The organism is Micromonospora sp. DT81.3, from assembly GCF_049847225.1.
Taxonomy (GTDB): domain Bacteria; phylum Actinomycetota; class Actinomycetes; order Actinomycetales; family Microbacteriaceae; genus Microbacterium.
This window is the reverse complement of record NZ_JBNCNY010000002.1, coordinates 1-14,554: the sequence shown is the minus strand read 5'-3', so window position 1 is coordinate 14,554 and position 14,554 is coordinate 1. Positions and strand designations below refer to the sequence as shown.

12 protein-coding genes are annotated in these 14,554 nt (G+C 68.5%); all 12 read left to right on the top strand.

Annotated features, from left to right (window positions below):
- Positions 1-42 precede the first annotated feature (42 nt).
- Positions 43-2,439 (top strand): 5'-nucleotidase C-terminal domain-containing protein, encoded by a 2,397-nt coding sequence (locus ACPW96_RS04225; protein WP_425882147.1) that lies wholly within the window; start codon positions 43-45, stop codon positions 2,437-2,439.
- Positions 2,440-2,577: 138 nt separating this feature from the next.
- Entirely contained in the window at positions 2,578-5,466 is a 2,889-nt protein-coding gene (uvrA, locus tag ACPW96_RS04220; protein WP_425818037.1) for an excinuclease ABC subunit UvrA, read from the top strand.
- A 2-nt stretch (positions 5,467-5,468) separates the two neighbouring features.
- On the top strand, positions 5,469-7,382 hold the full coding sequence (gene uvrC / locus ACPW96_RS04215; RefSeq protein WP_425882146.1) for an excinuclease ABC subunit UvrC: 1,914 nt from the start codon (positions 5,469-5,471) through the stop codon (positions 7,380-7,382).
- A 54-nt stretch (positions 7,383-7,436) separates the two neighbouring features.
- Entirely contained in the window at positions 7,437-8,318 is an 882-nt protein-coding gene (gene rapZ, locus ACPW96_RS04210; protein WP_425818041.1) for an RNase adapter RapZ, read from the top strand.
- A 114-nt stretch (positions 8,319-8,432) separates the two neighbouring features.
- Positions 8,433-9,413, top strand: coding sequence for a DNA-binding protein WhiA (whiA, locus tag ACPW96_RS04205; protein ID WP_425818043.1), 981 nt, complete (start codon positions 8,433-8,435; stop codon positions 9,411-9,413).
- 151 nt (positions 9,414-9,564) lie between these two features.
- Positions 9,565-10,191 carry a superoxide dismutase gene (locus ACPW96_RS04200; RefSeq protein ID WP_425818045.1) on the top strand — a complete coding sequence of 209 codons (627 nt, stop codon included), beginning with the start codon at positions 9,565-9,567 and terminating at the stop codon, positions 10,189-10,191.
- 101 nt (positions 10,192-10,292) lie between these two features.
- A complete protein-coding gene (gene gap / locus ACPW96_RS04195) occupies positions 10,293-11,303 on the top strand; it encodes a type I glyceraldehyde-3-phosphate dehydrogenase (protein WP_425818047.1) in 1,011 nt (336 codons plus the stop codon).
- A gap of 9 nt (positions 11,304-11,312) precedes the next feature.
- Entirely contained in the window at positions 11,313-12,530 is a 1,218-nt protein-coding gene (locus ACPW96_RS04190) for a phosphoglycerate kinase (RefSeq protein WP_425882145.1), read from the top strand.
- Positions 12,518-13,333: a triose-phosphate isomerase gene (tpiA, locus tag ACPW96_RS04185; RefSeq protein WP_425818052.1), complete on the top strand. Its 816-nt coding sequence runs from the start codon at positions 12,518-12,520 to the stop codon at positions 13,331-13,333. The genes ACPW96_RS04190 and tpiA overlap by 13 nt, the downstream gene beginning before the upstream one ends.
- 149 nt (positions 13,334-13,482) lie before the next feature.
- Positions 13,483-13,731 (top strand): preprotein translocase subunit SecG, encoded by a 249-nt coding sequence (gene secG / locus ACPW96_RS04180; protein WP_425882144.1) that lies wholly within the window; start codon positions 13,483-13,485, stop codon positions 13,729-13,731.
- Complete coding sequence (locus tag ACPW96_RS04175) at positions 13,731-14,084, top strand: RNA polymerase-binding protein RbpA (protein WP_425818056.1); 354 nt, start codon at positions 13,731-13,733, stop codon at positions 14,082-14,084. The genes secG and ACPW96_RS04175 overlap by 1 nt, the downstream gene beginning before the upstream one ends.
- A 162-nt stretch (positions 14,085-14,246) precedes the next feature.
- On the top strand, positions 14,247-14,554 hold a 308-nt coding region (locus ACPW96_RS04170; RefSeq protein WP_425882143.1), incomplete at its 3' end, for an IS110 family transposase.

Here is a 14,554-nt window from a genome sequence, read left to right as displayed (position 1 = left end):
TGCCGCGACCCCAACCCGCCGGTCACGAAGAGGAACCCACACATGCGAGCTCGGTCATATCCCGGCCACACGCCCACCCGACGGCGGTTCGCCGCCCTGACAGCCGTCACGATCGCGGCGCTCGGCGCGAGCACACTCGCCGCCGCCCCCGCCTATGCTGCGCCGACCGAGGTGCAGATCCTCGCCACCAATGACTTCCACGGCCGGCTCGCCGCTGACGGAGCGCAGGCAGGCGCAGCAGTGCTCGCCGGCGCCGTGCAGCAGCTGCGCGCCGCAAACCCGAACACGGTCTTCGCGGCGGCGGGCGACCTCATCGGGGCCTCGACCTTCGATTCGTTCATCCAGCAGGACAAGCCGACGATCGACGCACTCAACGCTGCAGGCCTCGAGGTGTCAGCGGTCGGAAACCACGAGCTCGACCAGGGCTACTCCGACCTCGTCGACCGCGTGATGGCACCGTATGACCCGGTGAGCAACCCCTACGGCGGCGCGCAGTGGCAGTACATCGCCGCGAACCTCAAGGTGCGCGCGACCGGTGACGACGCGGTGCCCGCCACCTGGATCAAAGAGTTCGGCGACGTCCAGGTCGGCTTCGTCGGCGCTGTGACCGAAGAGCTTCCCGCACTCGTCAGCCCCGCCGGGATCGCCGACATCCGGGTCGACCCCATCGTCGAGTCCGTCAACACGGAGGCCGCCGCGCTCGTCGCCGAAGGAGCCGACCTCGTCGTGATGCTCGTGCACGAAGGGGCTCCGTCGACGGACTGCACCACGATGGACGACTCCGGCACCTGGGCCGGCATCATCAACAACGTTTCGCCGGACGTCGACGCGATCGTGTCGGGCCACACTCACCTCGCCTACAACTGCTCCTTCCCTGTTCAGGCGTGGGTCGATGAGAGTCGCGCCGTCACGGACCGCCCGGTCGTCTCAGCCGGCCAGTACGGGACGAACCTCAACCAGCTCGTCTACACCGTCGACGGCGCCAGCGGAGACGTGTCGGCGAAGTCGCAGGCGCTCCTCCCGCTCGTCACCACCCCGGCCTACCCGGCCGACCCAGCCGTCGCGGCGCTCGTGAAGAAGGCGGAGACCGACGGGGACGTGCTCGGCGCGGTTCCCCTCGGCGAGATCGGCGGTGCCTTCAACCGCGCAAGGCTCGGCGATGGGCTGACCGACTACCGCGGAGGAGAGTCGACTCTCGGGAACCTCGTCGCGGAGGTTCATCAGTGGGCGACCGAACAGCCGGAATCCGGTGCCGCCGAGATCGCGTTCATGAACCCCGGCGGGATGCGAGCCGACATGGTCGGCAGCGATCCGGGCAACGGAGCGTTCCCGCGCACCGTCACGTACGAGGACGCAGCCCTGGTGCAGCCGTTCGCCAACACGCTGGTGAACATGCAGCTCACGGGCGAGCAGATCAAGACCGCGCTCGAGCAGCAGTGGCAGCGCGACGCGTTCAACGTGGTGCCGACGCGTCCGTTCCTTCGTCTCGGGGTATCGGAGGGCTTCGAGTACACGTACACGCAGGAGATCGTGACCGAGGTCCCGATCGACAACCCGGCGACGCCCGCGGTGGATGAGTCACTCACCCCCTACCAGGCGCCGCAGGGCACCGTGACGGGGATGTGGCTCAACGATCAGCCGATCGACCTCGGCGGGACCTACTCGGTGACCGTGAACTCGTTCCTCGCCAGCGGCGGTGACAACTTCGGCGGGTTCGTCGCCGGAGCGGGCAAGCGCGACACGGGCAAGGTCGACCTCGCCGCGATGGTGGACTACCTGGACACCTTCGCCTCGACGACGCCGCTCCCCGTCGACTACGAGCAGCACGCCGTGGAGGTCGCCTTCCCGGATGCCGCACCCGCCGCGTACGCGCCCGGATCGACGGTGGACTTCGTTGTCAGGTCCTGGACGATGACGAACCCGACCGACGTCAAGGACACGGAAGTCGTCGTTTCGCTGGGCGATGAGGTGCTCGGAGCGTTCCCGCTCGACAACACGATCGGAACCGAGCTGTACGACAACTACGGCACGACGTCCGTCTCGGTGCAGCTGCCCGCGGACGTCCCGGCGGGCCCTGCTCAGCTCCTGCTCACGGGCGCGGCCACCGGCACCTCGATCATCGTGCCGATCGAGGTATTCGAGAAGGCGGACTCGTACACGCTGGCCTGGCCGAGCAAGGTGGTCGCCAAGAAGGGGACCGCCGTGGAGTACACCGTGCGGGTCGCCGCAGAAAGCGATGCGGTGCCGACGGGTGTCGTCACGATCCATGACCGCTGGAAGGAGATCGCGACGGTGACCCTGACCGAGGCCGACAACGGGCGGGTCACGATCACGCTGCCGACGCTCAACCGGGGGCTGCACCTGCTGTGGGCCGAGTACGAGGGCAGCGACCTCGTGAAGGGGTCGCAGGCACCGAGGGTGCCGCTGGTCGTATGGTGACGCGCGGCTGAGCGAGGACGGCGAACGGATGCCGCGGGGCAGAGGCCCCGCGGCATCCGTCGTCCCCTCATGCGGGACCTTCGCCCTCCGCGAACGCTTCCCGGGCTCGATGTCGGAGGCCCCGCCTACACTTGATGGGTGCCCATCGTCCCCGTCGCCAGCTCCGGAAAACTCAGTGTTCGCGGTGCCCGCGTCCACAATCTGAAGAACGTCGACATCGACATCCCCCGTGATTCGCTGGTGGTCTTCACCGGTCTGAGCGGTTCCGGAAAGTCGAGCCTTGCGTTCGACACGATCTTCGCCGAGGGCCAGCGCCGCTACGTGGAATCGCTCAGCGCCTACGCCCGGCAGTTCCTCGGCCAGGTGGATCGGCCGGATGTGGATTTCATCGAGGGCCTCAGCCCTGCCGTGTCCATCGATCAGAAGTCGACGAACCGCAATCCGCGATCGACCGTCGGCACGATCACGGAGATCTACGACTACATGCGCCTGCTCTGGGCGCGCATCGGCGTGCCGCACTGCCCGGAGTGCGGCGAGATCATTCAGCGGCAGACCGTCCAGCAGATCGCCGACCAGCTGATGGAGCTGCCGACGCGCACGCGGTACCAGATCGTGGCGCCCATCGTCAGCCAGAAGAAGGGCGAGTTCGTCGACCTCTTCCGCGAGCTCGGTGCGAAGGGCTATTCCCGGGCGATCGTGGACGGCGAGCTCATCCAGCTCGCCGAACCGCCGGTGCTGAAGAAGAGCTACAAGCACGACATCGCGGTCGTGGTCGACCGCCTGGTGGCCAGCGACGACATCCTCAGTCGCGTCACGGACTCCGTCGAGACCGCCCTCGGGCTGGCCGGGGGAGTCATGCAGGTGAATTTCGTCGATGAGGAAGGGGATGCCGCCTGGCAGAGCTTCTCGGAGAAGCTGGCATGCCCGAACGGCCACCCGCTGCAGCTCACCGAGATCGAGCCACGCACGTTTTCGTTCAACGCCCCCTTCGGGGCATGCCCCGCGTGCTCGGGTCTGGGCACACGGATGTCGGTGGACGTCGACCTCATGCTCGGCGACGACGCTCTCTCCATCCGCGAGGGCGTGCTGATCCCATGGACCACCCAGGGCAAGGGTCTCTTCCAGTACTACGAGCGACTGCTCGAGGGCCTCGCGCGCGACCTCGACTTCTCGCTCGACACACCGTGGAGGGACCTGCGCGAGGAGGTCCAGGACGCGGTGCTGCGGGGCGAGGACTACAAGGTCACCGTGCGCTGGAAGAACCGCTACGGGCGCGAGATGCGCTACGCCTCGGGCTTCGAAGGCGTCGTCCCCTATATCGAGCGGCAGTACCTGCAGGCCGAGACCGACACGCAGCGCGTGCGCTGGTCGGACTACCTGCGTGAGGTGCCGTGTCCCGTGTGCAACGGCGACCGCCTCAAGCCCGAGGTGCTCGCGGTGATGGTGCACGGGCACTCCATCGCCGAGGCATCCAGACTCAGCCTCGGCGAAGCGCGCAACTACTTCGCGCAGCTGCAGCTGACCGATCGCGAGGCTACGATCGCGGCGCAGGTCCTGCGCGAGATCCGCGTACGGCTCGACTTCCTCATCCAGGTCGGGCTCAACTACCTGAGCCTCAGCCGCCACGCGGCGACGCTCTCCGGCGGTGAGGCGCAGCGCATCCGCCTGGCGACCCAGATCGGCTCCGGACTCACCGGCGTGCTCTACGTGCTCGACGAGCCGTCGATCGGTCTGCATCAGCGCGACAACCGCCGGCTGATCGAGACGCTCGTCACCCTCCGCGACCTCGGGAACACGCTGATCGTGGTGGAGCACGACGAAGAGACGATCCACGCGGCGGACTGGGTCGTCGACATCGGCCCCGGCGCGGGCGTGAACGGCGGCGCGGTGGTGCACTCCGGTCCGTATGAGGCGCTGATCGCCGAGCCGAAGTCCCTGACCGGCGACTACCTCTCCGGCCGCCGCGAGATCCCGACCCCGAAGAAGCGCCGCCGCATCGACCGGTCGCGGATGATCTCCGTCGTCGGCGCGCGCGAGAACAACCTCAAGAACGTCACCGCCGACTTCCCGCTCGGCGTGCTCACGGCGGTCACGGGCGTCAGCGGCTCGGGCAAGTCGACGCTTGTCAACGGCATCCTGTACGAGGTTCTCGCCACCAGGCTCAACGGCGCACGGCGCGTCGCAGGCAAGCACACGCGGGTCACCGGACTCGACAACCTCGACAAGGTCGTGCACGTCGACCAGGCTCCGATCGGCCGAACGCCACGGTCGAACCCGGCCACCTACACGGGGGTCTTCGACCGCATCCGCACGCTCTTCAGCGAGACGCCCGAGGCGAAGGTGCGGGGCTACCAGCCCGGCCGCTTCAGCTTCAACGTCAAGGGCGGCCGGTGCGAGGCCTGCTCGGGCGACGGCACGATCAAGATCGAGATGAACTTCCTGCCCGACGTCTACGTCGACTGCGAGGTGTGCCACGGCAAGCGGTACAACCGGGACACCCTCGCTGTGCACTACAAGGGCAAGAACATCGCCGAAGTCCTCGAGATGCCGATCGCCGAGGCGGCGGAGTTCTTCGAGCCGATCCAGGCGATCCACCGCTTCCTGCGCACCCTCGTCGACGTCGGCCTCGGCTACGTGCGACTCGGACAGTCCGCGACGACGCTCTCCGGCGGTGAGGCGCAACGCGTCAAGCTCGCGACCGAGCTGCAGCGCCGGAGCAACGGGCGCAGCATCTACGTGCTCGACGAGCCGACCACCGGTCTGCACTTCGAGGACGTTCGCAAGCTGCTCGAGGTGCTGAATGGTCTCGTCGACAAGGGGAACACGGTCATCGTCATCGAGCACAACCTCGACGTGATCAAGTCATCGGACTGGATCATCGACCTCGGGCCCGAGGGCGGCTCCGGCGGCGGCGAGATCATCGCGACCGGCACCCCGGAGAAGGTGGCTCAGGCCGAGGGAAGCTTCACCGGCGAGTTCCTCGCGGAGGTGCTCGACGCACCCGCTCCGCGCCGCAAGGCCGGCTGAGCGTGGTCACCACCGAGCGCCTGTCACAGCTGTCCTACCGCCCCAAAGCAGGCGAGATCCCCACCAATCCCGGCGTCTACCGCTTCCGTGACGCGGCAGGTCGTGTGCTCTACGTCGGCAAGGCGAAGAACCTGCGCGCTCGCCTGTCGAACTACTTCGCACCGCCGCACACACTGCACGAGCGCACCCGCCGCATGGTGACGACCGCGGCATCGGTCGAGTGGACCGTCGTCGCCAGCGACGTCGACTCGCTGCAGCTCGAGTACATGTGGATCAAGGAGTTCGATCCGCCGTTCAACGTCCGCTACCGCGACGACAAGTCGTACCCCTTCATGGCCATCACGCTCGCCGATGAGGCCCCTCGCGTCATCGTGACCCGCAACCGCCGCATCCCCGGAGCCAAGTACTTCGGCCCCTACCCGAAGGTCTGGGCGGTGCACGACACCATCGATCAGATGATCAAGGTCTTCCCGATCCGCACGTGCAGCGACTCGAGCTACAAGAAGGCGATGCAGACGGGACGCCCCTGCTTTCCCGGTCAGATCGGGCGCTGCGGCGGGCCATGCTCCGGGCGCGCCACGATCGAGGAGCACCGGGCGATCGTCGACGACTTCGTCGCCTTCATGTCCGGAGGCGATGAGCGGTTCAAGAAGGACCTGACCGCCAAGATGCGGGCGGCCGCCGCGGCGATGGACTACGAATCCGCTGCCGTGTACCGCGACCGGCTGGTGGCGATCGACGCGGTGCTCTCCCGGAGCGCACTCGTGCTGGGGGAGGATGTCGACGCCGATCTGTTCGGCATCGCAGAAGACGAGCTCTCGGCGGCGGTGCAGCACTTCGTGATCCGCGGCGGCCGGGTGCGCGGTGTACGCGCGACGACCATCGACAAGGAGCTCGACATCGAGGGCGGCGACCTGGTCGACCAAGTGCTGCAGCGCGCCTACGGTGACGCGGCGGCCACCGACATCCCGCGGCGCGTGCTGGTGCCGGCCCTGCCGGACGACGCCACCGAGCTCGAGGAATGGCTCCGGCTGCGGCGGGAGCGGCCCGTCACGATCCAGGTTGCGCAGCGAGGGCAGAAGGCCGAGCTCATGCGCACGGCCACCCTCAACGCGCAGCAGGCGCTGATGCTGCACAAGACGCGGCGCACCAGCGACTACGTCGCCCGCACGCAGGCCCTCACCGACCTGCAGGAGGCGCTCGGCCTCGCCGAGGCGCCGCTGCGCATCGAGTGCTACGACGTCTCCCATCTCGGTGGGACGAACGTCGTGGCGTCCATGGTGGTGTTCGAGGACGGACTGCCCCGCAAGGACCAGTACCGGTCGTTCTCGATCCCCGAGACGACGGATGACACGGACTCGATCCACCAGGTGCTGACCCGCCGCCTCGCCTACCTCGACCGTCCGGAGGAGGCCGAGGAGCCGGTTCCCGACGTCACCGGCGACGAGCCCGTCGCGACAACCCGCAAGCGTCCGCGCTTCGCCTACCCGCCGCAGCTGCTCGTCGTCGACGGCGGTCGTCCGCAGGTCGAGGCCGCCGCGCGCGCCCTCGCCGATACCGGGCACGACGAGATCGCCCTCTGCGGCATCGCCAAGCGCCTGGAGGAGGTGTGGATGCCGGGGGACGAGTACCCCGTCATCCTGCCCCGCACGAGTGAGGCGCTCTACCTGCTGCAAAGACTGCGCGACGAGGCGCACCGCTTCGCGATCTCGCACCAGCGCCGCCGCCGCAAGCGGGACATCACGAGCGTCCTCACCGAGATCCCGGGGTTGGGCGAGGCCCGCATCAAGGCGCTGCTCCGCCACTTCGGCTCGGTCACCGCGCTGAAGGCGGCGACGCCTGAGGAGATCGCGCAGCTGCCGGGCGTCGGTCCCAAGCTCGCGGCGTCCATCCACTCGCACCTCGCGACACCGTAGGCCGGCTCGCTCCTTCTCGGCTCGGTAGGCTGGGAGGGGCGGACGGGGGAAGCGATGTCGGACGCGACACGTGACGGTATGGGAGAAGTGCTGATCGTCACGGGCATGTCGGGGGCCGGTCGATCGACCGTGGCCAACGCCCTCGAGGACCTCGAGTGGTACGTCGTCGACAACCTCCCGCCGCAGATGCTGCGACCCCTGCTCGACCTCGCCGACCGAGTCGGCGGAGCGCTCCCGCGGGTGGCCGCCGTCGTCGACGTACGAGGCGGGGATCTCTTCACCCAGCTCCCCGAGGTGATGCGAAGCCTGCGAGACGGGAGCCACCTGCGGCTGGTGTTCCTCGACGCCTCGGATGCGGTGCTCGTGCGCCGCTTCGAGGCGGTGCGCCGCCCGCATCCGCTTCAGGGCGACGGCACGATCCTCGACGGCATCCGCCTCGAACGCGAACGCCTGGCGTCGGTGCGCGAGAGCGCCGATGTGATCATCGACACGTCCGGTCACAACATCCACCAGCTGGCGACCCAGGTGGCCGAGCTCTTCTCGGCCGAAGGGGCCGCGCGGCACATCCTCACGGTGATGAGCTTCGGGTTCAAGTACGGGCTGCCGCCGGATGCCGACATGGTCGCCGATATGCGATTCCTGCCGAATCCGTTCTGGAACGAGGACCTGCGCGCGCTGAACGGAGAGGACGAGGCCGTGCGTGAGTACGTGCTCGCCCAGGAGGGTGCCTCGGAGTTCATCGACGCGTACGCCGCTTCGCTCACGCCCGTCATCGCGGGCTACCAGCGCGAGAACAAGCGCCATTCGACCGTGGCCATCGGCTGCACGGGCGGCAAGCACCGCTCCGTGGCGACCTCGATCGAGCTCGCCGGCAGGCTGCGAGCGATCCCCGGGCTCGCCGTGCGCGTCAAACATCGAGATCTGGGACGCGAGTAGGAGCGGAGTCAGCGGTAGGCTGGGCGTTTGCGTCGCTCGGAAGCCGCATCGTGCCCCGACGCGGCGCACGACTTGCCTGAGCAGGAACGCTTCCCCCCGAGCAGAAGGAGTCCCGTGGCACTGACCGCCGACGTGAAGGGCGAACTGATCGCCGTCCGCGACGCCAGGGCGACGGTGCGCGTGGCCGAGCTGACCTCCATCCTCCGGTTCTCCGGAGGCCTGCACTCCATCGCCGGACGCGTGGCGGTCGAGGCCGAGGTCGACACCGAGCCGCTGGCGCGTCGCGTCGCCCGCGACCTCGTCGAGATCTACGGGGTGCGCCCCGAGATCGTGCACGTGCAGGGCTCCGGCGCCCGGAACGGCAGCCACTACGCCGTCCGTGTCATCGAAGGCGGTGAGACGCTCGCCAGGCAGACCGGCCTGCTCGACGCCCGCCGCCGACCCGTTCGCGGCCTGCCCAACAAGCTGACGACCGGCTCGCGGCCCGACCTGGCGGCCATCTGGCGCGGTGCGTTCCTCGCCAGCGGCAGCCTGAGCGAACCCGGCCGCTCCGCGGCGCTCGAGATCACCTGCCCGGCGCCCGAGGCCGCGATGGCCCTGGTCGGCGCCGCGCACCGGATCGGGGTGTCTGCCAAGGCCCGCGAGGTACGCGGCGTGCCCCGGGTGGTCGTGCGCGACGGCGAGGCGATCCGCGCGATGCTGTCCGCCATGGGCGCCGAGCGCACCGCGACGGAGTGGGACCAGCTGCGTCAGCGCCGCGAGGTGCGTGCGGGAGTCAACCGCCTGGTGAACTTCGATGACGCGAACCTCCGCCGCTCGGCTCAGGCGGCGGTAGCCGCGTGCGCACGCGTCGAGCGCGCGCTCGAGATCCTCGGCGACGAGGTGCCGGAGCACCTCGCGGAGGCGGGGGCGCTTCGCCTCGCACACCGGGATTCGAGCCTCGACGAGCTCGGGCACCACGCCGATCCGCCGCTGACCAAGGACGCCGTCGCAGGACGCATCCGCCGGCTGCTGGCGATGGCCGACAAGCGCGCCGAGCAGGAGGGCATCCCCGGGACCGATGCCGCCGTGCCGGCCGGACTCGAAGACGCCTGACGCAGGGAAGTTGAGCACCGTCATCCGGGGAAGCAACCCCCTGTCCCGCGCCTTGTCGCTCACTAGGATGAGGGAGTCCGCTCGCCCGCGTTTCCGCGGTGCCGAGCCCCCCGACAAGCGCCCACCCCGGCGCGGATAGGAAGAAGCGACAATGGCCAGTTACACGCTCCCGGAGCTCCCCTACGACTACGCGGCGCTCGAGCCGCACATCAGCGGCACGATCATGCAGCTGCACCACGACAAGCACCACCAGACGTATGTGACGGGCGCCAACACGGCGCTCGAGCAGCTGGCCGAGGCCCGCTCCACCGGCAACTTCGCCAACGTCAACAAGCTCGAGAAGGACCTCGCGTTCAACCTCGGCGGGCACGTCAACCACTCGATCTTCTGGACCAACCTGTCGCCGGACGGCGGCGACAAGCCGACCGGCGAGCTGCAGTCGGCCATCGACGACCACTTCGGCTCGTTCGACGCGTTCGCGGCGCACTTCACGGCCGCCGCCCTCGGCGTGCAGGGCTCCGGCTGGGCGGGCCTGTTCTGGGACTCGATCGGTGAGAACCTGATCATCCAGCAGTTCTTCGACCAGCAGTCGCAGCACGCACCCGGCACCGTGCCCCTTCTTCTGCTCGACGTCTGGGAGCACGCGTACTACCTGGACTACAAGAACGTGCGCGCCGACTACGTCAAGGCCTTCTGGAACATCGCCAACTGGGAGAACGTTCAGCAGCGCTTCTCCGTGGCCCGGGAGCAGGGCTCGGGGCTGCTGGTACTGTCATAGCGAGTGCGGCCGTCCCGGGTGGACATCCGCCCGGGACGCCGTTGTCCACCGTCTGAAATCGCAACAACCGCGCTTCGCGCACGACGAAACAGGAGACATCCGTGTCTGTCAAGATCGGAATCAACGGCTTCGGCCGCATCGGACGAAACTACCTTCGCGCGGCTCTCGCGCAGGGTGCGGACCTCGAGATCGTGGCGGTGAACGACCTCACCGACAACAAGTCGCTGGCTCACCTGCTCAAGTACGACTCCGTCGGCGGTCCGCTGGCGCAGGACGTCTCCTACGATGGCGACTCGATCACGGTGGGAGACAAGCGCATCCGCGTCTTCGAGGAGCGCGACCCCGCCAACCTGCCCTGGGGCGAGCTCGGCGTCGACATCGTCATCGAGTCGACCGGCCGGTTCACCAAGGCTGAGGACGCCAAGAAGCACATCGCCGGCGGCGCAAAGAAGGTGCTCATCTCGGCACCGGCCACGGGCGACGACGCGACGATCGTCATGGGCGTGAACGAGGAGACGTACGACCCCGAGAACCACGTCATCATCTCGAACGCCTCGTGCACCACGAACTGCCTCGCGCCGCTCGCGCAGGTCTTCAACGACGCCTTCGGCATCGAGCGCGGCTTCATGATGACGGCGCACGCGTACACCGCTGACCAGAACCTGCAGGACGGCCCGCACTCCGATCTGCGTCGCGCCCGCGCCGCCGCCATCAACATCGTTCCCGCGTCGACGGGTGCCGCCAAGGCGATCGGGCACGTGCTGCCCGAGCTCAACGGCAAGCTGAGCGGCTCCTCGTATCGTGTGCCTGTTCCCACCGGCTCCATCGTCGACCTCACGATCGTCACGCCCACCGAGGGCCTCACGGTCGAGCAGGTCAATGCCGCCTACAAGGCCGCCGCCACCGAGGGACGCCTCGCCGGCTACCTGCAGTACACCGAGGACCCGATCGTCTCGAGCGACATCCAGCTCAACCCCCACTCCTCGATCTTCGACTCGGAGCTGACCAACGTCAGCGGCAACCTGGTCAAGGTCTCCGGGTGGTACGACAACGAGTGGGGCTACTCGAACCGCCTCGTCGACCTGACCGAGTACGTCGCCGAGCGTCTCTAGGTCGCATCCATGCCTTTGCGCACCCTCGATTCACTGGGTTCGCTCGCCGGCAAGCGAGTTCTCGTCCGCTGTGATCTCAACGTCCCCCTGAAGGACGGCGTGATCACGGACGATGGCCGCGTGCGGGCGTCGCTGCCTACGCTCAACGCCCTCATCAACCAGGGTGCCCGCGTGATCGTGTGCTCGCACCTCGGCCGCCCCGACGGGGCGCCGGATGCGAAGTACAGCCTCGCGCCCGTCGCCCAGCGGCTCTCGGAGCTGCTCGGCAAGCCGGTCGCCTTCGCCCTCGACACGGTGGATGAATCCGCCCACGAGGCCGTGGCGGCGCTCGAGGACGGTGACGTCACGGTTCTCGAGAACCTGCGGTTCAACGCGGGGGAGACGGCGAAGGATGACGGGGAGCGCCGCGCGTTCGCCGAGCAGCTGGCCGACCTCGGCGATGCCATGGTGTCCGACGGGTTCGGCGTCGTGCACCGCAAGCAGGCCAGCGTCTACGACCTCGCCGAGCTGCTGCCGTCGGCGGGCGGTCTGCTGATCGCGGCAGAGCTCGACGTGCTTGATCGCCTCACCGAGAACCCGGAGCGGCCGTACACGGTCGTGCTCGGCGGGTCGAAGGTGAGCGACAAGCTGGGCGTCATCTCGCACCTGCTGCCTCGTGTCGACCGGCTGCTGGTCGGGGGCGGGATGCTGTTCACCTTCCTCGCCGCAGAGGGGCACAAGGTCGGCTCGAGCCTGCTCGAGGCAGACCAGCTCGACACGGTGCGCGAGTACGTCCGCAGGGCCAAGGAATCCGGGGTGGAGCTCGTACTTCCCACGGACGTGGTGGTCGCGTCGAAGTTCGGCGCGGATGCGGAGCACGTCGTGACGCCGGCGGACGCCATCGAGGAGACGCCTTTCGGCGCATCCGGGCTGGGCCTCGACATCGGTCCCGACACGGCTGCGCGGTTCGCCGAAGTCATCCGCGACAGCCGCACGGTGTTCTGGAACGGCCCGATGGGCGTGTTCGAGCTCGCACCGTTCGCTGCCGGCACCAAGACGGTCGCCCAGGCGCTCACCGAGGTGGACGGCCTCAGCGTGGTCGGCGGCGGCGACTCCGCCGCGGCCGTCCGGCAGCTCGGATTCTCAGACGACCAGTTCGGTCACATCTCGACGGGCGGCGGAGCCAGCCTGGAATTCCTCGAGGGCAAGAAGCTCCCCGGACTGGAGGTCCTCGGATGGTCGCAGTGAACGATGGCGGCACACCCGGCGGAGGGCGCACGCCGCTCCTCGCCGGCAACTGGAAGATGAACCTCGACCACCTGCAGGCGGTCGCGTTCACGCAGAAGCTGCACTGGGCGCTGAAGGACGCGAAGCACGAGAACGGCAGCGTCGAGGTCGCGGTCTTCCCGCCCTTCACCGACCTCCGCAGCGTGCAGACGCTCGTCGACGCCGACAAGATCCCCTTCGCCCTCGGCGCGCAGGATCTCTCGGTGCACGACTCCGGCGCCTACACCGGTGAGATCTCGGGCCAGTTCCTGAAGAAGCTGGACTGCCGTTACGTGATCATCGGGCACTCGGAGCGCCGCCAGTACCACGACGAGACCGACGACGTCGTGGCGGCGAAGACGAAGGCGGCGCTGAAGCACGGCCTCGTTCCGGTCATCTGCGTCGGCGAGACGAGCGAGGACCTCGAGCGTTTCGGTGCGAGCGCCGTGCCGGTCGGCCAGCTGCAGGTCGCGCTCGATGGCGTGGCGGCGGGCGCCGACATCGTCGTCGCCTACGAACCCGTGTGGGCGATCGGATCGGGCCAGGCGGCGACCCCTGACCAGGCGCAGGAGGTCTGCTCGAAGCTGCGCGCTGTCGTGGCCGAGAAGCTGGGGGAGGATGCCGCGGCGAAGACCCGTGTGCTCTACGGTGGCTCGGTGAAGTCGTCGAACATCGCCAGCTTCATGCGCGAGCCGGATGTCGATGGCGCCCTCGTGGGTGGCGCCAGCATCCTCGTCGACGAGTTCGCCGCCATCATCCGCTATCAGAAGCACGTCGGCGTCTGAGCGGCAGGCGCTCGTCAGCGCTGCTCCGGCTCGCTGATCGAGCGCCTGCGGCCCCGTCGCTTCCGTCGTATACTTGACGTTTGTGTGGCTCTGGGCAGCCGCGCCCCCCGGCCCCCGCGAAAGCGGTCCCCGAAAGTAGGAACTGTTCCGTGCTGATTCTCGAGTTCGTTCTGCAGGTGCTGCTGGGCATCACCAGCCTGCTGCTGACCCTGCTGATACTCCTGCACAAGGGCCGCGGTGGCGGGCTCTCAGACATGTTCGGCGGCGGGATGACGTCGGCCCTCGGATCGTCGGGCCTGGCGGAGCGCAACCTCAACCGATTCACGATCGTGCTGGCGCTGGCGTGGTTCATCTCCATCGTCGCCCTCGGCCTCATCACGAAGTTCTCGGCACTCTGATGGCCAGTGGCGGCAACGCGATCCGCGGCACCCGTGTGGGAGCGGGCCCGATGGGCGAGCAGGACCACGGCTTCCACGCGGATCGCATCGCGATCTCGTACTGGGATGCCCTCGGCAACGAGACCGTGCGGCACTTCTCGGCGAACGTGCCGGAGGAAGAGATCCCCGACATCATCGACTGCCCGCAGTCGGGACTGCCGGCCGGTCGCGACAAGGAGAACCCTCCGGCTCTCGCGAAGACCGAGCCCTACAAGACGCACCTCGCGTATGTGAAGGAGCGGCGCACCGAAGAGGAAGCCGAGACGCTCCTCGACGACGCGTTGAGCCAGCTGCGCGAACGCCGCGGTCTCTGAGCCGCGCCCGCAGACCGGTCCCTGAGCCTGTCGAAGGGCTAGACGGTATGTAGTGGCCCTCTTCGGGTGAGGGGGTCGCGGGACGGGGCCTCGCTCACAAAACTCGTGGGTTACCGGGTGGAGGTGGTCCGCCCGGCCTATCCGACAGTTGTGGGAGGCCCCGTGTTCACTGAGCGTACGAGTGTTGGGCTGGATGTGCACGCCCGATCCGTTGCGGCAGCGGCGATCGATGGAGCGACAGGCGAGCTGTTCCAGAAGAAGCTGCCACCGGGGTATCACCGAACCCTCGACTGGGTGCGGACATTGCCGGGTCCGGTCGCGGTCGCCTACGAGGCCGGGCCGACCGGGTTCGGGTTGTATCGCGCCCTCACCGGCGCGGGGGTGCGGTGTGTGGTGGCGGCGCCATCGAAACTGCAGCGCCCATCCGGGGATCGGGTGAAGACCGACGCGAAGGACGCGGTGCATCTGGC

Coding starts and splice junctions, on each gene's coding strand:
- ACPW96_RS04225 (WP_425882147.1), top strand. CDS start 43: ATGCGAGCTCGGTCATATCCCGGCCACACGCCCACCCGACGGCGGTTC.
- rapZ (WP_425818041.1), top strand. CDS start 7,437: ATGTCGGACGCGACACGTGACGGTATGGGAGAAGTGCTGATCGTCACG.
- ACPW96_RS04200 (WP_425818045.1), top strand. CDS start 9,565: ATGGCCAGTTACACGCTCCCGGAGCTCCCCTACGACTACGCGGCGCTC.
- ACPW96_RS04190 (WP_425882145.1), top strand. CDS start 11,313: ATGCCTTTGCGCACCCTCGATTCACTGGGTTCGCTCGCCGGCAAGCGA.
- tpiA (WP_425818052.1), top strand. CDS start 12,518: ATGGTCGCAGTGAACGATGGCGGCACACCCGGCGGAGGGCGCACGCCG.
- ACPW96_RS04175 (WP_425818056.1), top strand. CDS start 13,731: ATGGCCAGTGGCGGCAACGCGATCCGCGGCACCCGTGTGGGAGCGGGC.